We start from the raw sequence: 22020 nt of genomic DNA, 5'->3' as shown, positions 1-22020 counted from the left end.
AGGGTTTATTATTTTCCTCCCGGATCTCCCTTTTCTGCGGGTCCCAAAAATGCGGGCCAGTTCTTCCAACATTCCACAGTACTCGACAGTGTCTCGTGTTTTTTGGGCGATAGCCCAAGCCCATTTTTCTGTTAATGGCCTGGGGTCTGGGGCCTTTCGGTCCCAGTGGGGGACGGGGCAAAGCCCCGTGACGGGAAAGCACTCCCTGTCATGAAACCTTTTGGTCATTGACCGTTTTCAATGATCCCTAATGGGCTTGGGCATACCCTTGGAAACGATAAGTCTGGCGAGGATTGTGGAACAGGGGGGGAGGTGCCATGGGAATGGGCCTGCGGTTGGGCACCAGACTTGGGTTGGCATTGATGGGTTTGGCCGTCCTGGCGACGGTTTGTATGGGGGCTGCGGCCCTGATCAAACAATCCAATCAAATTCACGCGTTTGCCGAACGGAGCCTGCAGGCCAGCTACGAACGCCTTTCGACGCGGATCAATGTGCAGGCCACAAGGGCCACAGACATGGCCTGGACGGTTGCCTTGAACGCCGATGTCCAGAAGGCCATGGCCGAAGGCGACCGGGAGGCCCTTGCCCGGGCCTATGTTCCGTCCTTTAAAGCGCTATCTGAGCGCCGGGGGGTCACCCAGTTTCAATTCCACAAGGCCCCGGCCTCCTCCTTTCTGAGGGTCCATAAGCCCGAGAAATTTGGCGACGACCTGTCCGGGTTCCGGGAAACCGTGGTGGCTGTGAATGCCACCGGCAAGGCAGTTTCCGGAGTGGAAAAGGGGGTGGCCGGGGTCGGTGTTCGCGCTGTGGTGCCCGTCCACCATCAAGGAACCCAGGTTGGCTCCGTTGAGTTTGGCCTCAACCTGGGGAAAGGACTCGTTGACACATTCTCGAAGGTCTCCGGTGCTGGCGTCGCGGTTCTGTTGGCGGACGATAACGGCAGCTTCTCCTCTCTCGGGTCCTCCCTCGACCCGACAATGATCCCGGGACCGGAGGTTTTGCGTGCCGCCATGGCCGATCGAAGCCGTCTGCCCGACCAAACCGTGGACGGGCGGGAGTTCGCCCTCATGGCTGGCCCTTTGACCGACTATTCAGGCCGGGCCATCGGTGCGGTGGTGGTGGCCGAGGACCAGACAGCTTACCTGCAGGCCATGCATCGCTCCCTGATTGACTATCTGATCATGGGCCTCCTGGTCATCCTCCTCGCCCTGGGTTTGACCCTGCTTGCCGAGCGGTCCATCGCCGGACCGATCATTGCCCTGGCCCATCGGGCCAAGGGTGTGACGGACGGTGATTGGGAGAGCCCCGTGCCGGCCATGGGGCGAAGAGACGAAATCGGAGAGATGGCCCAGGCGGTTGCGGCTTTCCGGACCAGTATGGTGGACGGCGCAGGCCTACGGACAGAACGGGAGGAAGCGGAGCGCTTGATTGCCACAGAGCGAGTCACCTTGATGGCCGATTTGGCGACTTCCTTTGAACAGGAGATCGGTGGCGTGGTCTCCGGCGTGGGCGAGGCAGCAACTTTGATGGACAACGCCGCGCGGGTCCTGGACGATACGGCAGGCGAGGCGGAGAGAGACGCTGCGGACGGTGTCAGCGCCAGCGAACGGGCCTGCGCCAATGTCGCAACCGTCGCGTCTGCGGCGGACGAACTCTCGGCGTCTATCGGCGAGATTACCCGCCGAGTGGGCGAATCTCGGAATGTGGCTGCGGAAGCCAGTCGGGAGGCGGAACGATCTACCGTCCAGGTCGAGCGTCTCGCCAATGCGGCCAAACATATTGGAGAAGTGGTGGCCCTGATCACCGACATCGCAGAACAGACCAACTTGCTCGCCTTGAACGCAACCATCGAGGCCGCCCGGGCGGGGGAGACGGGCAAAGGCTTCGCCGTGGTGGCGGGGGAAGTCAAAAGCCTGGCCAGCCAAACGGCCAAGGCGACCGAGGAGATCGCTCGCCAAATCCAGGATATTCAGAATGAAACCGGAGCGTCGGTCGAAGCCATGCGGACTATTGCCAAGGTGATCGCACAGGTGGACGAAATGGCTGCGGGCATCGCCACCGCAGTCGAGGAGCAATCCGCAGCCACCCGGGAGATCGCCCGGAATGTCAATGAAGCCGCAGAGGGGACGGCCAAAGCCTCCGGTGTCATCCAAGCCTTGAGTAACCATGTGGGCCAAGTGCGGGGGGCGGCAGCGGAGGTTTCTAACGCAGCGGAACGGCTGGCCGAGGACTCCGGAGCCCTGAATAGCGCTGCGGTGACCTTCGTCACAAGGGTGCGGGAAGGATAAGGCGCGGGCCGTCCTGGGCAGGGCCTTCCCGCCCCATCACCTGCATGAATTCCGGCTATCCCCTCACCGCCCTCCAAACCCCCGGCTTGCGTCCATCAGGGTGCGCGTATAGGCCTCTTCCACCTTGCCGGTGCGCAGGGCTTCGGCGGAAAGCTGTTCGACCATGCGGCCATGGCGCATCACCGATAGCTGCTCGCACATATGGGCCACCACGGCTAGGTCATGGCTCACCATCAGGTAGGTCAGGCCCCGGTCCCGGCGGACCTGCTCTAGCAGGTTCAGGATTTCCGCCTGGATCGACGCGTCCAGCGCCGAGGTGGGTTCGTCAAGCAGCAGGATCCGGGGCTCGACGATCAGGGCGCGGGCGATGGCCACCCGCTGCCTTTGGCCGCCGGAGAGCTGGTGGGAAAAGCGGAAGCGGAAGCCGGAGCCCAGCCCCACCTCGTCCAGCGCCCGGCGAATCCGCACCTCCGGGTCGGGCAGGCGATGGATGGCCAGGGGCTCCATCAGCAGCCGGTCCACGGTTTGGCGGGGGTGAAGGGAACCATGGGGATCCTGGAAAACCATCTGGACCTGCCGCCGAAAGGCCTTGTCCCGCTTGAGGCCCGATTGGGGCTGGCCGGTGACCGTCAGGCTCCCTTCCTGGAAGCGCTCGAGCCCGGCCACGGCGCGCAACAGGGTGGATTTGCCCGAGCCGGATTCCCCCACCAAACCATAGGAGGCGCCGTCGACCACATCCAGGTCCACCCGGTCCAGGGCATGGAAGCCATTGAACGCGACGGAGAGCCCGCGCAGGGAGAGGGCCGCCTCCGCCCCGGTTTTGGCTGGACTGGGGCTCATTGGCGCCACTCCACTTGACGGTCCAGGGTGGGCAGGGGATGGCGATCCTGGTCCAGGCGGGGCAGGCAGTTCAGGAGGCCCCGGGTGTAGGGGTGTTCGGCTTCCTCCAGCCGCGCCGAGGGCAGGTCTTCCACCACCCGGCCCGCATACATCACCAAGACTCGGTCGCAGAAGGTGGAGACCAGACGCAGGTCATGGGAGATGAAGATCAGCCCCATCCCCCGCTCGGCCACAAGGGCGTCGAGGATGGCCAGGACCTCCAATTGCACGGTCACATCCAAAGCCGAGGTGGGCTCGTCGGCGATTAACAGGCGCGGCCCGGCAATCAGCATCATGGCGATCATCACCCGCTGGCCCATGCCGCCGGAGACCTCGTGGGGGTGGAGGGCGAAGACGCGGTCCGGGTCGCGGATCTGCACGGCTTCGAGCATGGCCAGAGCACGGGTTTTAGCTTCGGCCTTGGAGACCGGTTCATGGGCGCGCAGGGTCTCCATGATCTGGCGGCCAATGGGCATCACCGGGTTCAGGGAATAGCGCGGATCCTGGAGGATCATGGCCATATCTTTACCGCGCAACCCCCGTCGGACCTTGGGAGAGGCGGTCTGGAGGTTCCGGTCGCCCAGGGTCAGGCGGTCGGCGGTGACCCGGGCTTGGGGCGGGGTCAGCCCCATGATGGCCCGCCCGGTCTGGGATTTGCCGGAGCCGGATTCGCCGACGATGCCCAGGCGCTCCTGTTCCAGGGTGAAGGAGACGCCGCGCACGGCCTCCACGACGCCGGTGCGGGTGGGGAAGGTGACGCGAAGGTTCTCGACGGAAAGCAACGGGACGGCGCTCATGAGTCCGCCTCCTTGGGATCCAGGGCATCGCGCAGGCCGTCGCCGAGCAGGTTGAAGCCCAGACTCACGATCAGGATGGCAATGCCCGGCATGGCCGCCACCCACCATTGGTCGAGGATGAAGCGCCGCCCGGTGGCGATCATGGCGCCCCATTCGGGCAGGGGCGGTTGGGCACCAAGGCCGAGAAAGCCGAGGCCCGCCGCGGTCAGAATAATCCCGGCCATATCGAGGGTCACCCGCACGATCAGCGAGGACAGGCAGAGCGGCATGATGTGGCGGACGATGATCCGTCCCGGCGAGGCGCCCATTAGGCGCACGGCAGCGATATAGTCGGACCCCCGGAAGGTCATGGTCTCCGCCCGCGCTACCCGGGCATAGGGGGGCCAGGAGACGATGGCGATGGCCAGGATGGCGTTCTCGATGCCCGGTCCCAGGGCGGCGACCAGGGCCATGGCCAGGACCAGTTTGGGGAAGGCCAGAAAGATGTCGGTGATGCGCATCAGAACGGCATCCAGCCACCCGCCGGCATAGCCTGCGACCGTGCCGACCAAAAGGCCGATGGGAGCCGCAGTCACCGCCACCAGGGCGACGACCAAGAGGGTCAGGCGCGACCCATGGAGCAGGCGGGAGAGGATGTCCCGCCCCTGGCCATCCGTGCCCAACAGGTAGCCCGGGCTGCCCGGGGGGAGGAGGCGGGCGTTCATCAAGTCGCCCTGGACGGCGGAATGGGGGGCCAGGACGTCGGCGAAGGCGGCGATCAGCAAGAGGCCAATCAGCACGCCCAGCCCGGTCAGGGCCAGCCGGTTGGCGGAGAAGCGCAGCCAGATGACATAGAAGCGCCCCAGGCGGGCCTGGAGGGGAGAGGCGGGAAACTCCGTCAGCAGCCAGTCTTTCCAGGACAGGACCGGTGAGGACGGAAGGGAATGTGGCTCGCTCATGGGCGCTTGGTCCTGGGGTCGAGCACCCGGTACAGCAGATCCGAGAGCAGGTTGATGCCGATAAAGACCGAGCCGATCACCAGGGTTCCGCCCAGCACCGCGTTCATATCCGCGTTGCCCAGGGAGTTGGTGATGTAAAGGCCCAGGCCCGGCCAGCCGAAGATGGATTCCGTCAGCACCGATCCTTCCAGCAGACTGGCATAGGACAGGGCGATGACCGTGACCAGGGGCACGGCGGCATTGCGCAGGGCGTGGAACCAGATGATCCGCGCCTCTGACAGGCCCTTGGCTCGGGCGGTCACAATATATTCCTGAGACATCTCGGTCAGCATGAAGCCTCGGGTCATGCGACTGATATAGGCCAGAGAGAAATAGCCGAGCAGGGCGGAAGGCAGGGCGATATGGGCGAACAGGTCCCCCAGTACGTCCCATTGGCCGGTCCAGAGGGCTTCGAACAGGTAGAAGCCCGTTTTGGGTGCGAAGGTGTATTCGTAAACCACGTCCAGCCGCCCCGGATAGGCCACCCAATGGAGCTGGGCGTAGAACAGGACCAGCGAGAGCAGCCCGAGCCAAAAGATCGGCACGGAATAGCCGATCAATCCGACCACCCGGACGATCTGATCCAGGATCCCGCCCCGGCGCACGGCGGCGAGAACGCCCAGGGGAACCCCCAGAAGGGAGCCGACGAGGGTTCCCAGGGTGGCCAGTTCCATGGTGGCGGGGAAGACCCGGGCGATGTCCTCCAACACGGGGTGGGTGGTCAGGACCGAGGTGCCGAAGTCACCGGTCATGGCCTGTTTCAGGTAAATCCAGAACTGGTGATAGAGCGGAAGGTTAAGGCCCAGGGCCTCGCGGGTGCGCTCCACCACCTCGGTGGAGGCCCGGTCGCCGAGGATCGCCAGCACCGGATCCACGGGCACCACCCGGCCAATGAAAAAGGTGACGGCGAGAAGACCCAGATAGGTGGTCGCCACGGTCACCAGGAAGCCGAGCACCGCCCGTCCCCGGGCAAGCGCGCGAGAGGGAGCGGGCGCATGACGCGCGCCCGCCCCATTTTCCGTCGCCAAGGAAGAGGCGGGAGGCATCCGCCCTTACTCCTTGAAGGTCTTGTCCAGATAGTTGGAGTCGAAGGAGGGGCCGAGGCGGTAATCCTTCACGTTGGTGCGATAGGCGCCCACTTCCGTCTGCTGGTAGAGCAGGACGAAGGGGCCATCGGCCAGCACCTTGCGCTGCAGGTCTGCGTAGGTCGCGGCCCGTTTTGCGGTGTCCCGCTCCAACAGGGCGCCCGCAGTTTCTTCGGTCAAGGCCGGGATGTCCCAGGAGTTGCGCCAAGCCAGGGTCTTGGACGAGGCATCGTCCGCGTTATCCGGGTTGCTGGAGAAGGTCTCGGCGTTGGAATTGGGATCCCAGTAGTCGGTGCCCCATTGGCCGATATAGATATCGTGGTTGCGCGCCCGGTATTTGGTCAGCACCTGCTTGCCGTCGCCGGGAATGATCTCCAGCTTGATGCCCGCCTGGGCGAAGGTTTGCTGGACGGACTCGGCGATGCCGGTGACCGGCTGGACGGTGCGCACATCCATGGTCACGGTGAAGCCGTCTGGCAAGCCCGCTTCGGCCAGCAGGGCCTTGGCCTTGGCGACGTCCAAGTGATAGGGCATATCGTCGATGGCGCCCAGCATGCCTGCGGGAATGTAGGTCTGGTGGAGGGTGCCGATGCCCTTGATCAGGGTCGCGCCGATGGCCTTGTAGTCCACCAGATACTTGATCGCTTCCCGCACCTTGGGCTTGGCCAGGATCGGGTTCTTCTGGTTCAGGCTGAAGTAATAGACCGTGCCCTTGGATTGGGACTCAATGGCGATATCCTTGTCAGCTTCCACGGAAACCAGATCGCCGGGCTCCAGGTTGCGGGCCACGTCGATGTCTCCCGCTTCGAGGGCCAAACGCTGACCGGCGCTCTCCTTCAGGTGGCGATAGAGGACCCGGGCCAGCTTGGCCTTCTCGCCGAAGTACTTGTCGTTGCGTTCCAGCACCAGCACTTCATTGGCGCGCCAATCGCGCAGGATGAAGGGGCCAGAGCCCGCGTAATGGGTCTTCAGCCAGCCGTTGCCGAAATCGGTGTCATAGGGGGAGTCGGCACTGGGAGTGACAGCTTCGGCATGCTCCATGACCAGTTTCTTGTCGACGACCATCGCCACGGTGGCGGTCAGGCAGTTCAGGACGAAACTGGGCGCATAGGGCTTGTCAACGGTGAACTGGAAGGTCCCCGCGTCCAGGGCCTTGGCCTTTTCGGTGATGTTGTCGCCGGTCAGGCCGAACTGGGCGAGGATGAAGGCCGGGCCCTTATCCAGCTTGATGGCCCGCTCGAAGGAAAAGGCGACGTCGTCCGCCGTGATGGGGTTCCCCGAGGCGAAGGTGATGCCCGGCTTGAGCTTGAAGGTATAGGTCAAGGCATCGTCGGAAACGGTCCAGCTTTCGGCGATGGACGGCAGGACTTCCGAAGTGTTGTCAATGTTCAGGCGAACCAAGGTGTTATAGATGTTGCCCAGAATCTCGGCGGTGGAGATCTCGAAGGATTCGCCGGGGTCCATGGTGATGATGTCGTCGAAGGCCCAAGCCTGGACCAGGGTGTCCTTGGGCGTTTCCGCGTAAACCCGGGGCGCCCCCAGGGTCAGGGAGAGGCTCATACCAAGGGCCAAGGAGGCACCAAGCAAGGCGCGACGCCCCCACGTGGTGTGGCGGAGACGTGAACGCGGGACAGACATTGTCATGGGCACCCCTTTCTTTTCGATCCAAAGAGGGTGGCGAGCCTCTCACCACCCTGCATACGATAGGTTTGGATCCAAAAGAACGTCAAGGAATTCATCCGGTCTAATAAATATGCATTTTTTTTGGTCAGTTAAATTTTATCTCCATCAGTCAAATCCCCGGGCCTGCACCTGGCTTCCGCCCAGGGTCTTGTGGACATGGAAGCCGTTGGGGATGGCCTCGCGCACCAGGGGAACGTGGGAGATCAGGCCGACGGCCCGGTTCCGGCCCACCAGATCGTTCAACACCCGCAGCACCTGATCCAGGGTCCCGGTGCCGTTCTCGGTATCCAGGCTGCCAAAGCCTTCGTCGATGAAGATCGTGTCCAGGCGCACCTTGCCCGAGGCGCTTTCGACCACGTCGGCCAGCCCCAGGGCCAGGGCCAGCGCGGCGATGAAGGTCTCGCCGCCCGACAGGGTCGCCGTGGGACGGGCCTTGCCGGTGTGGATGTCCAAAACCTGGATCCCCAGACCCCGTCGGCCCCGTTTGCCCTCCTCCTCCTCCCGCTCCAGGGTGTAGCGGTGGCTGGTCATGGGACCCATGCGCAGGTTGGCCGAGGCCAGCACCTGATCGAACATGGCGCCGATGGCGAAGGTCTCCAGGTCCAGTTTCTTGTCATTGCCCGCGTCGCAGAGGGTGGCCAGTTCCCGCAGGGGACCCGTTCGCGTTTCCTCTTCGGCCAGTTGTCGCAGGCTGTCCTCCAGGGAGGTTTTCAGGCGCTCCATCTGGCCCAGGGCCGAGGCCGCCGTCGCCCGACCGTTGGTGGCCTCCGTCAGGGCCTGTTCCGCTGCGGCGGCTTCCGCTTGGCACGCGGGGAGATCGGGTCGGGCCTTGTCGCCCAGGGCGTCGCGGATGTCGTCGAGGCGGGTCCGGGCGATGGTCAGGTCCTCCCGGTGTTTGGTGACCTTGGTCCGATCCGCCTCCAGGGTGTCGATGGCGGGTTTCAGCGCCTGGAATCCCGCGTCGTCCAGGCCGCTGTCCGCGAGACGCTCGGTGAAGGCGTTCCACGCCTTGTCCTGGCGGTCACGTCGATCGGCGAGCATCTGGGCGGCGGTGTCTTCTTTCCCTTGGGCCGTGCCCAGCGCTTTCTCCGCGTCTTCGAGGGCTTTCTTGCGCTTGGCGAGGCGGGTGTCCCAGGCCTTCAGGGCCTCGGTCCGTTCGTCGAGCCACTTTTCCAGGGTGGGGCGGTCGCGGAGCGCTTCGGGGACGGAGGAAATCGCCTGTTCGTGGCGGGCTGCGGCGGCGTCGGTCTCCCGCTCCGCCCGGGAGAGGGCGTCGCGGGCGGTCTCTCGTTGGGTCTCCAGGGTTTTGATGCTCTGGGTGACTTTGGCCAGCTCCGTCTCGCCCTTGGGGATGTCGCGCGCCGGTCCCAGGGCTTCGATTTCGGCCCGGCAGCGGTCCAAGGCGGCGGAGGTTTCCGCCAAGGGGCGGGAGGGGGGATCGAGCCGGTCCAGTCGCGTTGTCCGTTCCTCCAGCGTGGCCTCCGCCCGGGCGAGGGCCTGGGCGGCGCGGTTGTCCTTGGTCTGACGGTCTTCCAGGACAGCGCGCGCATTCTCCAGGGCTTCGGCGAGGCCGGTTTCCTCCGGACCCTCTGTCGCGGGGGCGGGATGCTCAACGGAGCCGCAGACCGGGCAAGGGGTTCCGGGGCTCAGGTCCGAGGCCAGATGCCAGGCCTTGGCTTGAGTCAGGGCGGCTTCGGCTTGGGAGAGGGCTTTCCGGGCCTCGTCAAGTTGGGCGGCGGCGCGGTCCTTTTGGCCTTGCAGCCGGGTGACCTCGGCTTTCGATTTGGCAAGATCCGCTTCGGCCTGTTGGCGGACCTCTCCGGCCTTGGCGTCCGCCTCCAGGGTTTGGCGTTGCAGGGACAAGGTTTGGCGGGCGGACTCGGTCCGGCGGGCTTCGGCCAGGGCCTCGTCATAGAGGGTCTGCTTTTTGAGGGCTTCGGCCCGCTTCTTTTCGATGGTTTCGAGAGCGGCTTTGGCTTTTCGGGCGGTGGCTTGCGCCCCCTTGAGTGTCGCGGCCAACCCTTCGGCCTGTTCCAGGGTTTCCCCATGCCGCACGAGGTTCGTCACTTCGGCGCGCAGGGCCTCCAGGGCGTCGGATTGGGCCTCCTCCTCCTCCCAATGGGTTTTGGCCCGGGCGGTTTTTTCGACGGCAGTTTGGACCGCCTTGGTGGCTTGGGTCCGATTCTCCATGGCCTTGGCGAGGTCTTTCTGGGCGGCGATGAGGGCGGTTTCCAGATCGACCACGGCCTTGGCCCGCTCCGCCCGCTGGATCCGTTGATCCAGGGCGTCGATGGCAGGGGATTGGGCGAGCAGGCCGTTCAGGGCCGTCTCGGTCTCCGCGGCATTTTTGAACAGGGCCTCCAAAGCTTGGGCCTGTTCCAGGGTTTTCCGCGCCGCCACCGCTTCGGTCTGGCGCTGGGCTTCCTGGGCGCGCAGGGCGTCGAAGGCTTCGGCTTTGGTGGCGATGCCCTCGGTCAAGGCCTCTACAGTGTCAAAACCGGCATCGGTCAGGCGGCGGGCTTGGATCTCCCGTTCCTCCCGCACCCGCCTTTCCGCGTCGGAGGCGTCGGCCTTCAGTTTGTCCTTGAGGCGCCGATAGAGGGAGACATCGAACAGGTCCCGCAGGATCTTCACGCGGTCCGGGGTATTGGCGGTGAGAAACGCCTCGAACTGGCTTTGGGGCAGCAGGACGATGCGCTTGAACTGCTCCAGACCGTAGCCCAGCAGGTCGGCCACGGCGTCGCGGACCTCGCCCAGCTTTTTCTCGGCGAGGACCTTGCCGGGGCGGTCGGCCTGGATGTCCTCGACGCTCTGCCCGGTGGCGTCGAACAGCCAGGCTTCGGCCTTCATCAGGGTGACGCCCTCGCCCCGCTGTTTGGGGCGGGTCTGTTCGGGCTTGCGGCGGATCAGGTAGCGGCGCTCCCCCAGGTCGAACAGGAAAGAGACTTCCGTCGGCAGGTCGGGGCTGGTGTGGTCGGAGCGCAGGTTAGCCCCCGCTTGCCCCGCCTTGGCGACATCACCGAACAGGGCAAAGGTCATGGCCGTAAAAATCATCGACTTGCCCGAACCGGTCTGGCCGTAGATGCCGAACAGTCCGGCGTCGATGGCCGCACGGAAATCGACGACCTCGCGGCCCGCATAGGGGCCGAAGGCTTGCATGGTCAGAAGGACGGGTCTCACGCGGCGTCCTCCTCGTTGACGAGGGCCTGGAGGGTTTCGGATAGGACCAACCGTTCGGCCTCGGTCGCGGGCTCTCCGCGCACCTGCTCCAGGAAATCGCCGACCACGTCAAGGGGATCCATTCCGGCCAGGGATTGGGCCGTCCGTTCCCGGGGCTCCAGAACCCGTTCGTCCCGTTCGTAGGTGAGCATGCAGACGTTGGGGAAGCGCTCGCGCAGGGGTTTCATGGGATCAATGATGGGATGGGGGTCGGTCAGGACCACCTTGATGAAATCCTCCGATGGCGGGGCCAGCAGCACCTCCGCATGACGCCCCTTCAGAACTCGGATACCGCGCGTCGGGGTGAAGGGAATGGTCTCGACGGTTGTGGCGCCGGTGCCGTCCAGAGTCACCAGGGTCATGGACTTGGACGAGTCCGCCTCGTCGAAACCAAAGGCCAGGGGGGCACCCGCATAGCGAATATGGTCCGCGCCCGCCCGCTGGGACCGGTGGAGGTGGCCCAGTGCCACGTAATGGGCGCCGTCGAAGACGTCGCAGGGGACGGTCTCAATCCCGCCCACCCGGGCCAGGGAGCGCTCGCTCTCGCTGCCCTGGCCTCCGGCGACGAAGGCATGGGCGGTGATCACCCAGCGGATGCCCGGGGGGAGGGCCTGCCGAGCCGCAGCCACCTGTGCGGCCAAGACATCGGCGGGAGAGGCGATGGTCTCCTCGCCGAAGCACTCCCGAGCGGTGTATTCATGGGCGAAGGGCAGAGCAGAGAAGGCGACGGGGCCATGGTCATCCCGCAGCACCAGGGGGGCATCCTGCGCCGTCACCACGCCCCGGACCAGGGCGCGCGTGCCGTCAGACAGGACGGCCATGGTCGCCACCCGGTCGCCGGAATCATGGTTGCCGGCGATCATCACCAGGGCGGCGGTGGTTTCCCTGGAGACCCGGGAGAGGAAATCGTTGAACTGGCGGATGGCGCTGGCCGGGGGAGCGGCCCGGTCGAAGATATCTCCGGCGATGATCAGAACATCCACCGCTTGGTTGACCAGCACCTGGAGAATCTGATGCAGGATCGCTTCGTGGTCCTGGTCCAGGGAAATGCCGTTGAAGGCCCGACCGAGGTGCAGGTCTCCGGTATGGAGGATCTTCATGGATCAGGAGTCCCCTATGCTATCGCGTGGTGACTGGCTATAGCATGGGACAACCAATGGAAGGGAGAGGGAGAAGGCGTTTACGCCCAAAGACTACTCGCGCCCTCTGCCTGGATCGCCTGACGGGCGGCGTTGATTTCGGCTCGCAACTCCGCATGGTCGGACTCGTCTCCGGGGATGGCCATGGCCATACGCTCCAGCTCATCAAGCAGACGGCGCGCCTCCACTAGGCCGCTTTCCCCTTCCCGCAAGCCTTTCTGCCGGTCCTGTTCCTGCGTGCGACGACGGCGGGCGTCCTCTGCCTCTTCTCTCTCTTCTGCCGTTTTGGCGGTCGCTGGGTTGGACGGGTCGGTTGTTTCAGACGCGCCTTGCTCAGACGTGCCCTTCTCAGATTCGCTCCCCTCCTTGGCCTTTCCATTGCCCCCTGACGAAGCCTCTTTGTTCGCTCCGGTCCCTTGAGCTGTGGCGGAATCGGCGGCACCAAGATCCTTCAGCGCGCTTAGGGCCGAGCGGATTTCTTTCACCGTCATGCCAATCTGGTGGGCGATCGCCTTCGCTCGCTCCAGGTTCCCCGCTGCGATCGCGGCACGCACCTGGGCGGTCATGGCTTTTAATTTGGCCCGGGCCTGGGCGATCTTCATACGGTTGAGTTCAATATCTTTGGCTTTGGCGTCATCTTTGATGCGCTTGTGAATTTTGCCCGTATCTTCAGTAATTTGTTTGGCCGTTTTATGGACCCAATTAGCCAATTCGAGTCCACTCAGGGCACTCGGTTTCGTCGTCTCGCTCGTTGACGTCGCGTATACCATGGGTGTCGTCTCCCGTTTCTCGGGACGTGGTTTCCATTCTTGGAAGCTTGCGAAGGCACGCGTGTACGGAGTGCATTCTAGCGCAAATTCCCGCTTCGCGCCAGAATTAACAGGCTGCGGAAAAAGTCCGACCATTCCCCAAAATCGTCATTCCCGCGAACGCGCTAAGGGATTCACGTTTCTCTGTGCCGCTCCGAAGTTAAATAATACGTTGTTTTAGGTCGTCATCCCCGTGAAAACGGGGATGACGACGTACAAAAGCGCTATAGCCAAATAAAGAAACGTGCATCCCTTAGCGTAAAAGGGGAGAGGATGGAAAAAGAGCTTTCTGCAGCCCGTTAGTTGCCCGTTAGTTGCCCGTTAGTTGAAGATGTCGAGCCGTTCGTGCTGCCGTTCGATTCGTTCCAGATGGGCGCGACCCCGGCGTCCCGCCTTATGAAGGGCCTGAACGGACAGGTGGCGGCAAATGGCCAGCGCCGGACCGCAGCTGTCGAAGGGGAAAGCGCCCCTTGTCTCCACGGTCAGAATCCAAGTGGCCAATCCAGGCAGGCGGCGTGCCGTGGGGTCGGTCAGCAGGGCGATGGGAGTGCCCCGGTCCCGGACAGAGGTCAGGATGGCGTGCAGCTCCTTGATCCGACGGCGCAGGGCCACGACGAACACCACATCCGTGGGGGTCAGGTCGGCGAGGAACTCTCCGATGGTTTCCCCATTGCCGGGGACCAAATGGACGTCACCCCGGAATTGCAGCAACTGCCAGCGGAAGTATTCGGCAATGAAACGGCTGTTTCGAAAGCCAATCAGGAAGACACGCCGGGCGCCAACGATCTGGCCCACCACCTCGTCCAATGTGTTGGCATCCAGTTTGGGCAAGGAGGCTCGCAAGAGGTCCGTCTCGTCCTTCAGCAGGGCTGTGAGGCTGCCACTGGAGGTCGCAGTACCCGGCTTGCTTTCCATATAGAGAGGCGACCCCCATTCCCGCCGCTCGCGCGAGAGAAGGCGCGCTTCATCGAAGCTCTGAAAGCCCAGGCGGTGAAACAGGCGGGTGGCTGCGGCCTTGGAAACCCCAGCCAGGGCAGTCAATTCTGAGGCCTTGAAGGCCGACAGGTCACCGGGGAAATCCAGAATGACCTCGGCCAGCTTGCGTTCCGATTCCGGCAGGGACTCGTATTGCTCGTGGATTCGCGCCTCGATGGATTTTTCCCGGAATTTACCCTTAGGTATTTCAAGGGCTCTTTTGGGCGATCCATCCGAGGTATCCATGCCGGGCTCCTTTCCTGATGTGAAACGGCAGTTTCGCCGATGGGATCCCCCCTGTCTTTTCCCAAGTTGCGGAAACAGACGTTTCTTAAATATTGGCACTGTGAAATGGTGGATTCAATTTTGCTTTAGGACGCCTTGCCCTGTTTCTTTCCCTCTTTGCATACCCCCGGTCTGCCGCGTTGGCAGATGCGGTAGGCGACGGGCGTTTGCCCTGTTTGACCAGTTGACCGCAATACTGCCGCGGCACGCCCACCGAATGGACGCCCTTCTTGGGCGAACCGGTATCGTCGACGATCCAGGCACGAGGGCCACCCTGTCGCGTCATCGCGGGCAAGGCCATCGCCCGTACCGCAACGAGCATCGCTTCGCTCGACCAGTCGGACTTGATGGCGAAGTGGTGCATCGACTAGGGGGAAACGGGAATCCAGATGCGGTATCTTATACGGCAAGAGACCACAGAACCTGGGTCCTCGCCTGCGGGGGCATGACGACAAAAGAATGTTTCCGCTCCCCGTTAAAACGATGACCCCGGTTCCAGCAGGAACTTGGCTTCCTCCTCCGTCGTCTCGCGGCCCAGGGCGGCGTTGCGGTGGGGAAAGCGGCCAAAGCGGGCGATAATCTCGTAGTGCCGCAGGGCGTAATCGTAGACGTCCTTATCCTCCAGCCGCTCGAACAAGGCCAGGGAGCGTTCCTGGTCCACCAAGTCCTCCGAATGCTCGAAGGGCAAGTAACAGAAGAGGCGCTCCACCTTGGCGTACTCCCGGTCATAGCCACGCTTGATGACCTCCTGGGCCAGCGCCCGCGCCTTTGCATCGCCAGAGAAGGCCTTGTCCCGCCCCCGCCAGATGTTGCGGGGGAACTGGTCGAGCAAGATGATCAAGGCCAGCGTTCCCCGGGGCGTTTCCGCCAGATGATCCAACCGTCCGGCGATGGCATCCCCCACGGCTTTGGTGAACAAGGCGATCAGGGTGGCGTCCAAGGCGTCCGATGTCTGGAACCACCACGGCTTGAAGTCGTGGCGGGTGGGGTCGTCCTCCGCACCGAACCAAAGGGTCAAGACCCGATCTTCTACGGGCGCTTCGCCATCCATCTCCATGGCCGTCTTGATGTGATCCATCATTCTTGGACGTATCCTGTGCTTCTGGTTATTCGGTGCATTTAAAAGGGGCCAGTTCGCCAAGCATCTCCATATCCTCTGCGACGGCGTCCCGCTCCTTATCCAGGAAATCCTCGACCGCCCGATGGAATCCCTGGTCGGCAATCCAATGGGTGGAATAGGTGAAGCGGGGAAGGTAACCCCGGCTGATCTTATGTTCGCCCTGGGCTCCAGCCTCCACCCAGCGCAAACCGCGATCGATGGCGAAATCCATCGCCTGATAATAGCAGGCTTCGAAATGGAGGAATTTGTAGTCCTCCGCCGCTCCCCAGTTTCGCCCATAGAGGGCATCTCCGCCAATCAAGTTCAGGGCACCGCAGACCAATTCGCCGGTTGCATCGTCCTCGCCCATGACCAGGGCGACCCGGTCGGCCATGGTCGCCCCCAAACGGTGGAAAAAAGCCTTGTTCAAATAGGCCTGAGACCATTTTTTATCGATGGTCGACAGGTAGAACTGGTGGAAGGCGTCCCAATGGCGGGGTTCGATGGCGTCCCCCGTCAACACCTTGAGGGTCACCCCCTGGGATTGGGCCTTTTCGCGCTCCTTGCGGATGGTCTTGCGCTTGCGCGAGGACAGGGCGGCCAAAAAGTCGTCAAAACCGCCATACCTCACGTTCTCCCAATGGTACTGCCGCCCCAGGCGGGAGAGCAGGCCCATCTTGACCATAAGATCATGCTCCTCCTGGGTGGGAAAGGTGACGTGCAGGGAGGAGACCTTGAGCCGACGGGCCAACTCCACCATGCCCGCCACCAGGGTCCGGCGCAGCAGATCCGGATCCCCGGCCCCTTCGCGCACCATCAGCCGTGGCCCAGTCACCGGTGTAAAGGGGATGGCGCATTGGAGCTTGGGATAATATTGTCCGCCCGCCTGTTCATAGGCCCGCGCCCAAGCCCAATCGAAAACATATTCGCCGTAGGAATGCCCCTTCAGATACAGGGGGGCGCAGGCCAGGACCCGCTCCCGGCGATCTCTGACCGTGACGTGGCGCGGCCCCCACCCCGTGGCCGGGGCAACGGCGCCAGAGGACTCCAGAGCGCTGAGGAAAGCATGGAGGCAAAAGGGATTGTCCGGCCCCGCGCAGGCGTCCCAATCCTCGGCGGGGATCTCGTCGATCCCCTTGTGAAACTGGAGAACGAGGCTGTCATCGGAATCGGGCATGGGCAGGGGTCCGCTCGAAGGGAAAGGGACAGACACCCCTTTAACTCGGGTTGCCTGCCCCGTCTTGCAACGCGCTTTTCCGCCCGAAGACTTAATCGATGGCGAACAGCCCCTCAACCTCGACGGAAACACCCAGGGGCAGGCTGGAGCAGCCGACGGCGGCCCGGGCGTGACGGCCCTTGTCACCAAACACCTCGACCATCACCTCGCTGGCACCGTTGACGACCTGGGCATGGGCGGTGAATTCGGGGATACAGTTCACGAAACCGCCCAAGCGCACCACCTGACGCACCCGGTCCAGGTCACCACCGCAGGCAACCTTCAACTGGGACAGAAGATTGATCGCGCACAACCGGGCCGCAGCCTGTCCGGTCTCAATATCGATGTCCTGGCCGAGCTTACCCAAATATTGGGGCGCGCCATCCCGCATGGTGATCTGGCCGGACAGGATCACCAGACCGTTTTCGATGACCCAGGGAACATAGGCGCCAACGGGGGCTGCGGCTTCGGGAAGGGTGATACCAAGCTCGGCCAGGCGGGCTTCGATGGACATGGGTAAATCTCCTCTCCCGCGGCGAAGGGATCCGTGTTAACCAGTCGCTCCGACGCGCCCCCCCGCCGCGGGATGGAATCCCGGGGGAGCCGTCAATGGGGCGAGCGGCCAAGGGGTGTTGGCATTCCAGCCTGACCCGACGCTCAAACCGGGTGGCGGACGGAAAGGGGATAGCGGTTTTCCCCCTCTCACGCCGCTTATTTTATGTGTCTGGATCAAAAAACTTCGCCAGCTTCAAAGTCCATGGGGCCTGCGAGGGGATGCGATCCGACCAGACCAGACCGAGACCGTCCCGGCGCCACCGGGCGGACACAACGAAGCCACCTGTCCCTGCGGGACCTCCCCCATGGCACCCATGGAGGAGGATTGGAACCAAGGTCTTCGACATCGCATAGGGGAAGGGAGTCGCCGTGAGCAATCTTTCGCTGCCCAAGGACAAGATCCGGGTTGTTTTGTTCGAGAACATCCACGGGAGCGCCATCGAGTATTTCAACAGCCGTGGCTACAACAATGTCGAGCACCTGACGGGCGCCCTTGACGGGGAGGAGCTGAAGGAAAAAATCAAGGATGCCCATATTATCGGTATCCGCTCCCGCACCAAGCTGACCAAGGATGTCTTGGACGCTGCCGAAAAACTGATGGCCGTCGGGTGCTTCTGCATCGGCACCAACCAAGTCGACACCGGTGCTGCTGAAGCACTGGGTGTCCCGGTCTTCAACGCCCCCTATTCCAACACCCGATCCGTCGCCGAGCTGGTGATTGCCGAGACGGTCATGCTGATGCGCGACATTCCCACCCGGAACTGGGACGTGCACCAGGGCGGCTGGGACAAATCGGCCATTGGCTGCCACGAGGTCCGCGGCAAGACCCTGGGCATCGTCGGCTACGGCCATATCGGGACCCAGGTCTCCGTCCTTGCTGAGTCCATGGGCATGAGCGTGCGCTATTTCGACGTCGTCGAGAAGCTGGCCATCGGGAACGCCCAGCCCTGTGCAAGCCTGGAGGAGTTGCTCTCCCTGTCCGACGTGGTGACCCTGCACGTCCCCGACACCCCCGATACCCGAAACATGATTGGCGCCGCCGAGTTCGCCGCCATGGCCGACGGCGTCAAGCTGATCAACCTGTCCCGGGGTAAGGTGGTCGATATCGACGCCCTGGTGACCGCCCTGGACAGCGGCAAGGTCAAGGGCGCCGCCCTGGACGTGTTCCCCAAGGAGCCCGCCTCCAAGGATGAGCCCTTCGAAAGCCCCCTTCGGGGCCGCCACAACGTCCTGCTGACCCCCCATGTGGGCGGCTCGACGGAAGAAGCCCAGATGGGCATCGGTCGTGAAGTGGCTGAAAAGCTGGTGAAGTACTCCGATGACGGCTCCACCCTGGGGTCGGTCAACTTCCCGGAGGTGGCCCTGCCCCAACAGGCCAACGTCACCCGCTTCCTGCACATCCACCAGAATATCCCCGGTGTGATGAGCGCATTGAACGAGATCTTCTCCACCCACGCCATCAACATCCGGGGCCAATACCTGATGACCGACCCGAACGTCGGTTACGTGGTCGTGGACGTGGAAAAGGACCTGAAAGCGGGCGAGGGGTTCCGCCAAGCCCTGGCCGGCGTCAAAGGCACCCTGCGCTTCCGATTCCTCCGGTAACGCCCCCTCCTCATATGAGAGTGGCTTCGGATCTCAATCCGAAAACAACATCAGACAGACAGACAAAAAGCCCCGGCACGATCGTTACCGGGGCTTTTTAATTGGCTCGTCGCGAGCCCGACATGTCACCGCACCTAGTGGACGGTCACAGCCTGGGGTTTGGTCCGGAGCAGGGCCCGATCAAAAGCCTTTTCCTCGTCAGCGGAATGCTCGAACCAGTGCGCCTGAGTCATCGGGTAGGTGGCCAGGCCCAAGGCCTTCGCCACAAGGAAGAAACGGTTCATCATAATACTGTCCTCCATGGTGAGAGGGGCAACGGCGCGCCCCCTCTTCGATGATCAGAATGTAGCGCACATTGTGCGCCGACGCAAGGTTTTGTGACATCGGAAATTCGTTATATACAAGGGATTAGGTGGCAATTGTCACATTACTGTAGCTTTTGCGGCGCGCAAAATCGAATGGTTGCAAGCACTTGCAGAACCGCACACTGTGCGCATGACCGATCAAAATGCCTCCGTCGGAGGGCGAAAAAATATCTTCGCCCTGCCCCTATGACCTTTGTCAGGGTTGGAAAAACGAGGTCCCAGAACCCGATCAGTCCCTGGAGCAGACTCCAGAGCCGACGTCCAGGGCACCTAAGGCTTCGGGAAAAGCCTCGCCCAGCAGGGTCCGCCAAATAGACGCCGCGCCCGGCACATCCCCCTTGGCGCAAAGCTGCCGGGTCTGGACCGCAAGCCAATAGGCCGATGCCGCTTGACCATGCCAGCCATCCCCCACGGAGAGACTCCGTCCCCCCCCAGGGAGTGGGAAGCCGCCCGGGGTGGCGTTGCGCCCCCAGGCCATGAAGCTTTCAAACAGGTCCTGGGGCTTGGCTCGCCCGCCCAGGACCACCGCCCCGGCCCTATCCTGAAAGAAGGCCTGGACAAGCACATCCAGGGCATAGCCGGACAGGGGCACACGGTTGTGGCTCCGCCAGGCTTTGAGAATCGCCAAAAGCATCCGGGGGCGCTCCCCATGAACCATCCCCAAAACCCGAAGCGCTGCGGCCTCAGCCAGGGGATCCCAGGGAATCCAGCGGCTGGCCCCGGACGTTGACCGGCCAGGGATGACCCTGCGCCCCCCCATTCCCTTGCGGCTTTCGTTCACTGTCGGGATCAGCGCGAAGCGCAATCCCTCCTCTCGCAGGGTAACAGCCCGGGGGCCGATAGCCTGGGGGGACAGCCCCAAGGCGCGCGCCGCGCGCGCCGTGGCATCCAAGGCGGCTCCGGGCGTGGCCGTCTCTGCGCCGGGCGTCAAGGTCAAGAACAGGTCAATGGTTGGCAGGGTTCCCCGAATGAGAATCGCCGTTCGCCGCCCCAGGGCGCCACCGACAAAGCAGCCCGACCCGAGCTCCCCGTCCTCCAGGGACAGAACCCTGGCGAGGCGACGGGCCAGCCGCGTGGCGCCGTCGCGGACCACAGCCCGGTCGTCCGCCCCGGGAATAATCGCAGCGAGGAAGGACACGAAGGCCTGCGAAATCTCGGCAGTGGGATCATAGGGCGCGAGCGGGAGGGAAAGGTGGGAGTGTTGGGGAAGATTGGGCCGCCCATTGGGTGACACCGCAGGAACCGCTTCCATGCCCCTGTCCCACGCCATCGCATCCCACGCCATCGCATCCCACGCCATCGCGTCCCTCGCCATCGCGTCCCTCGCCTCTCTCATCGCCACTGTAAAGCCGGTCCAAGGGGCCATTACGGGGATAAGGCCGTAAAGAAAGGGTTATTGGCTCTTTCTTTTCGGTCCTACGGTTGAAGACAGCGCTCAGCGGTCCCAAGATGGAGACCAGCCTTTCCTCTCCCCATTCGCGAGATCTCCATGGAAGAAACCCTCCGCTCCAGCCTCGATACCATCGTGGGTTACGTCGGCCTTTATGGCCTCTCCGTCCTGGGCGCCATTTTCATACTCGTCGTCGGTTGGATCGCCGCGAGCTGGCTGTCAGACTTGGCCGACAGGGGTTTATCCCGGGCGAAACGCATGGACGAAACCCTCAAGGGCTTTCTGTCCAGTTCCGTGAAATATCTGGTCCTGGCTTTCACGATCATCGCCGTCCTCAACCGGTTCGGCGTGGAAACCACCAGTTTCGTTGCCGTCATGGGCGCCGCAGGCCTGGCCATCGGCTTGGCCTTGCAGGGCACCCTGTCCAGCGTGGCCGCCGGGGTGATGCTGCTGTTCTTCCGTCCCTTCAAGGTGGGAGACTACATCGACGCCTCTGGCATCGCGGGAACCGTGAAGAAAACAACCCTGTTCATCACGGAAATGGCGACGCCGGACAATGTGATGATGGTGGTTCCCAATGCGAGCCTGTGGGGCGTCCCCATCCATAACTACAGCACCAACCCAACCCGGCGGCTGGACCTGACCCTGCGCATTGGCTACGACGATGACATGGACAAGGCTCAGGCTGCCCTGATAGCCCTGGTGGAAGCCGACGCCCGAGTACTGAAAGACCCGGCCCCCATGACCGCCATCACCAACCTGGGGGACAGCGCCGTGGATGTCATGGTCCGCTTCTGGTGCGCAGCCGGAGACTATTGGGCAGTGAAATTCGACCTGACCAAGGCCATCAAGACCACTATGGATGCCCAGGGCATTTCCATCCCCTATCCCCAGCGGGATGTTCATCTTCACCATGTGAACGAAAAGGGCTCCTGATGGTCAGCCTACAGCCCCCCGGCGCCGACCTCGGAGCCCTCTGCCCCGACTTCGCCCTGCCCGACCCCACGGGCCGGGTCTGGAGCCTGAAAGAGTTGCGGGGCAAGACCGGCCTGCTGGTCGCCTTCATCTGCAACCACTGCCCCTATGTGAAATCCATGGTCGATCGCTTCGTTGCGGATGCCAAGGCGCTACAGGAAGCGGGGGTCGGTGTGGTGGCCATCATGTCCAACGACGTCGCCGCTTATCCGGCGGACGCGCCCGAGCATATGGTCACCTTCGCTCGGGACCACGGCTTCCCCTTCCCCTATCTGGTGGACGAGACACAAGCTGTAGCGGAATCTTTCGAGGCGGTCTGCACACCGGATTTCTTCGGCTTTGACCGCTATCTGACCCTGAAGTACCGGGGGCGGTTGGATGCGGGCCGGAAAACGCCCCCACCAGCGGACAGTCCCCGGGAGCTTTTGGACGCCATGCTGGCCATTGCCCGAAATCCCCTTGAGGAACCGGGTCCGCAACACCCATCCATGGGCTGCTCCATCAAATGGAAAGAAGATACTCTAAAACTTATTGAATGAGAGTGCGTCATTCTCGCGAATGCACTAATTTATACAGGTTTCTTTATTTTCCTCTAAGGTTTTTTTCTTCGTCATTCCCGCGCAGGCGGAAATCCAGGGTGGGGGCAACTGACCTATGCGGTTGACGCAACAGGAGCGCA

Annotated in this window: 19 protein-coding genes and 1 pseudogene; 5 read left to right on the top strand and 15 right to left on the bottom strand. The window is 63.1% G+C overall.

The genetic code is table 11. The features are described from left to right. Positions 1-317: 317 nt before the first annotated feature. Positions 318-2288 (top strand): cache domain-containing protein, encoded by a 1971-nt coding sequence (locus ACLIRY_RS16125; protein ID WP_413206440.1) that lies wholly within the window; start codon positions 318-320, stop codon positions 2286-2288. Between the two features lie 63 nt (positions 2289-2351). On the opposite strand, the gene ACLIRY_RS16120 is transcribed toward ACLIRY_RS16125, so the two are convergent. From ACLIRY_RS16120 to ACLIRY_RS16060, 13 genes and pseudogenes are all read right to left on the bottom strand, one after another. Next, positions 2352-3128: an ABC transporter ATP-binding protein gene (locus ACLIRY_RS16120; protein ID WP_413206439.1), complete on the bottom strand. Its 777-nt coding sequence runs from the start codon at positions 3126-3128 to the stop codon at positions 2352-2354. Further along, positions 3125-3964: an ABC transporter ATP-binding protein gene (locus tag ACLIRY_RS16115; protein WP_413206438.1), complete on the bottom strand. Its 840-nt coding sequence runs from the start codon at positions 3962-3964 to the stop codon at positions 3125-3127. Before ACLIRY_RS16115 ends, ACLIRY_RS16120 begins: the two co-directional genes overlap by 4 nt. Next, the gene (locus tag ACLIRY_RS16110; RefSeq protein ID WP_413206437.1) at positions 3961-4902 is read right to left on the bottom strand and encodes an ABC transporter permease; all 942 of its coding nucleotides are present in this window, start codon (positions 4900-4902) and stop codon (positions 3961-3963) included. The genes ACLIRY_RS16115 and ACLIRY_RS16110 overlap by 4 nt, the downstream gene beginning before the upstream one ends. Further along, entirely contained in the window at positions 4899-5987 is a 1089-nt protein-coding gene (locus ACLIRY_RS16105) for an ABC transporter permease (protein WP_413206436.1), read from the bottom strand. Before ACLIRY_RS16105 ends, ACLIRY_RS16110 begins: the two co-directional genes overlap by 4 nt. A 6-nt stretch (positions 5988-5993) precedes the next feature. Beyond that, complete coding sequence (locus ACLIRY_RS16100) at positions 5994-7670, bottom strand: ABC transporter substrate-binding protein (RefSeq protein ID WP_413206435.1); 1677 nt, start codon at positions 7668-7670, stop codon at positions 5994-5996. Between the two features lie 144 nt (positions 7671-7814). Next, positions 7815-10889 carry an AAA family ATPase gene (locus ACLIRY_RS16095; protein ID WP_413206434.1) on the bottom strand — a complete coding sequence of 1025 codons (3075 nt, stop codon included), beginning with the start codon at positions 10887-10889 and terminating at the stop codon, positions 7815-7817. Next, a complete protein-coding gene (locus ACLIRY_RS16090) occupies positions 10886-12028 on the bottom strand; it encodes an exonuclease SbcCD subunit D (protein WP_413206433.1) in 1143 nt (380 codons plus the stop codon). Before ACLIRY_RS16090 ends, ACLIRY_RS16095 begins: the two co-directional genes overlap by 4 nt. An 80-nt stretch (positions 12029-12108) precedes the next feature. Continuing rightward, positions 12109-12837: a hypothetical protein gene (locus ACLIRY_RS16085; protein ID WP_413206432.1), complete on the bottom strand. Its 729-nt coding sequence runs from the start codon at positions 12835-12837 to the stop codon at positions 12109-12111. 360 nt (positions 12838-13197) lie between these two features. Next, positions 13198-14097, bottom strand: coding sequence for a MurR/RpiR family transcriptional regulator (locus ACLIRY_RS16080; protein ID WP_413206431.1), 900 nt, complete (start codon positions 14095-14097; stop codon positions 13198-13200). A gap of 211 nt (positions 14098-14308) precedes the next feature. Beyond that, positions 14309-14503 (bottom strand): annotated as a pseudogene (locus tag ACLIRY_RS16075) (transposase); the annotation flags it as partial. A gap of 108 nt (positions 14504-14611) precedes the next feature. Further along, on the bottom strand, positions 14612-15217 hold the full coding sequence (locus ACLIRY_RS16070; protein ID WP_413206430.1) for a DUF924 family protein: 606 nt from the start codon (positions 15215-15217) through the stop codon (positions 14612-14614). Positions 15218-15242: 25 nt separating this feature from the next. Next, positions 15243-16412, bottom strand: a complete 1170-nt coding sequence (locus ACLIRY_RS16065) for a GNAT family N-acetyltransferase (RefSeq protein WP_413206429.1) — start codon at positions 16410-16412, stop codon at positions 15243-15245. Between the two features lie 91 nt (positions 16413-16503). Then, positions 16504-16965 carry a RidA family protein gene (locus ACLIRY_RS16060; RefSeq protein WP_413206428.1) on the bottom strand — a complete coding sequence of 154 codons (462 nt, stop codon included), beginning with the start codon at positions 16963-16965 and terminating at the stop codon, positions 16504-16506. A gap of 410 nt (positions 16966-17375) precedes the next feature. On the opposite strand from ACLIRY_RS16060, the gene serA reads away from it, so the two are divergent. Then, the gene (serA, locus tag ACLIRY_RS16055) at positions 17376-18611 is read left to right on the top strand and encodes a phosphoglycerate dehydrogenase (RefSeq protein ID WP_413206427.1); all 1236 of its coding nucleotides are present in this window, start codon (positions 17376-17378) and stop codon (positions 18609-18611) included. A gap of 134 nt (positions 18612-18745) precedes the next feature. On the opposite strand, the gene ACLIRY_RS16050 is transcribed toward serA, so the two are convergent. Continuing rightward, positions 18746-18898 (bottom strand): hypothetical protein, encoded by a 153-nt coding sequence (locus ACLIRY_RS16050; RefSeq protein WP_413206426.1) that lies wholly within the window; start codon positions 18896-18898, stop codon positions 18746-18748. A 307-nt stretch (positions 18899-19205) separates the two neighbouring features. Continuing rightward, positions 19206-20228, bottom strand: a complete 1023-nt coding sequence (locus ACLIRY_RS16045) for a hypothetical protein (RefSeq protein ID WP_413206425.1) — start codon at positions 20226-20228, stop codon at positions 19206-19208. Between ACLIRY_RS16045 and ACLIRY_RS16040 the strand changes: the two genes are divergently transcribed. From ACLIRY_RS16040 to ACLIRY_RS16030, 3 genes are all read left to right on the top strand, one after another. Beyond that, positions 20227-20361 (top strand): hypothetical protein, encoded by a 135-nt coding sequence (locus ACLIRY_RS16040; RefSeq protein WP_413206424.1) that lies wholly within the window; start codon positions 20227-20229, stop codon positions 20359-20361. The genes ACLIRY_RS16045 and ACLIRY_RS16040 overlap by 2 nt on opposite strands. A 104-nt stretch (positions 20362-20465) precedes the next feature. Beyond that, positions 20466-21302 carry a mechanosensitive ion channel family protein gene (locus tag ACLIRY_RS16035; RefSeq protein WP_413206423.1) on the top strand — a complete coding sequence of 279 codons (837 nt, stop codon included), beginning with the start codon at positions 20466-20468 and terminating at the stop codon, positions 21300-21302. After that, the gene (locus ACLIRY_RS16030; RefSeq protein WP_413206422.1) at positions 21302-21880 is read left to right on the top strand and encodes a thioredoxin family protein; all 579 of its coding nucleotides are present in this window, start codon (positions 21302-21304) and stop codon (positions 21878-21880) included. Before ACLIRY_RS16035 ends, ACLIRY_RS16030 begins: the two co-directional genes overlap by 1 nt. The last annotated feature ends 140 nt before the right edge of the window (positions 21881-22020 follow it).

Source organism: Rhodospirillum sp. A1_3_36 (genome assembly GCF_047263945.1).
Taxonomy (GTDB): Bacteria; Pseudomonadota; Alphaproteobacteria; order Rhodospirillales; family Rhodospirillaceae; genus Rhodospirillum.
The sequence above is the reverse complement of the archived record's forward strand: the minus strand, read 5'-3'. Positions and strand labels throughout refer to the sequence as shown.

Excerpts from the sequence above, each read along its gene's own strand:
- ACLIRY_RS16100 (WP_413206435.1), bottom strand. The coding sequence starts at position 7,670 with ATGACAATGTCTGTCCCGCGTTCACGTCTCCGCCACACCACGTGGGGG.
- ACLIRY_RS16070 (WP_413206430.1), bottom strand. The coding sequence starts at position 15,217 with ATGATGGATCACATCAAGACGGCCATGGAGATGGATGGCGAAGCGCCC.
- ACLIRY_RS16125 (WP_413206440.1), top strand. The coding sequence starts at position 318 with ATGGGAATGGGCCTGCGGTTGGGCACCAGACTTGGGTTGGCATTGATG.
- ACLIRY_RS16120 (WP_413206439.1), bottom strand. The coding sequence starts at position 3,128 with ATGAGCCCCAGTCCAGCCAAAACCGGGGCGGAGGCGGCCCTCTCCCTG.
- ACLIRY_RS16090 (WP_413206433.1), bottom strand. The coding sequence starts at position 12,028 with ATGAAGATCCTCCATACCGGAGACCTGCACCTCGGTCGGGCCTTCAAC.
- ACLIRY_RS16085 (WP_413206432.1), bottom strand. The coding sequence starts at position 12,837 with ATGGTATACGCGACGTCAACGAGCGAGACGACGAAACCGAGTGCCCTG.
- ACLIRY_RS16110 (WP_413206437.1), bottom strand. The coding sequence starts at position 4,902 with ATGAGCGAGCCACATTCCCTTCCGTCCTCACCGGTCCTGTCCTGGAAA.
- ACLIRY_RS16115 (WP_413206438.1), bottom strand. The coding sequence starts at position 3,964 with ATGAGCGCCGTCCCGTTGCTTTCCGTCGAGAACCTTCGCGTCACCTTC.
- ACLIRY_RS16030 (WP_413206422.1), top strand. The coding sequence starts at position 21,302 with ATGGTCAGCCTACAGCCCCCCGGCGCCGACCTCGGAGCCCTCTGCCCC.
- ACLIRY_RS16040 (WP_413206424.1), top strand. The coding sequence starts at position 20,227 with ATGCCCCTGTCCCACGCCATCGCATCCCACGCCATCGCATCCCACGCC.
- ACLIRY_RS16050 (WP_413206426.1), bottom strand. The coding sequence starts at position 18,898 with ATGATGAACCGTTTCTTCCTTGTGGCGAAGGCCTTGGGCCTGGCCACC.
- ACLIRY_RS16080 (WP_413206431.1), bottom strand. The coding sequence starts at position 14,097 with ATGGATACCTCGGATGGATCGCCCAAAAGAGCCCTTGAAATACCTAAG.
- ACLIRY_RS16045 (WP_413206425.1), bottom strand. The coding sequence starts at position 20,228 with ATGGAAGCGGTTCCTGCGGTGTCACCCAATGGGCGGCCCAATCTTCCC.
- ACLIRY_RS16060 (WP_413206428.1), bottom strand. The coding sequence starts at position 16,965 with ATGTCCATCGAAGCCCGCCTGGCCGAGCTTGGTATCACCCTTCCCGAA.
- ACLIRY_RS16105 (WP_413206436.1), bottom strand. The coding sequence starts at position 5,987 with ATGCCTCCCGCCTCTTCCTTGGCGACGGAAAATGGGGCGGGCGCGCGT.
- ACLIRY_RS16065 (WP_413206429.1), bottom strand. The coding sequence starts at position 16,412 with ATGCCCGATTCCGATGACAGCCTCGTTCTCCAGTTTCACAAGGGGATC.
- ACLIRY_RS16035 (WP_413206423.1), top strand. The coding sequence starts at position 20,466 with ATGGAAGAAACCCTCCGCTCCAGCCTCGATACCATCGTGGGTTACGTC.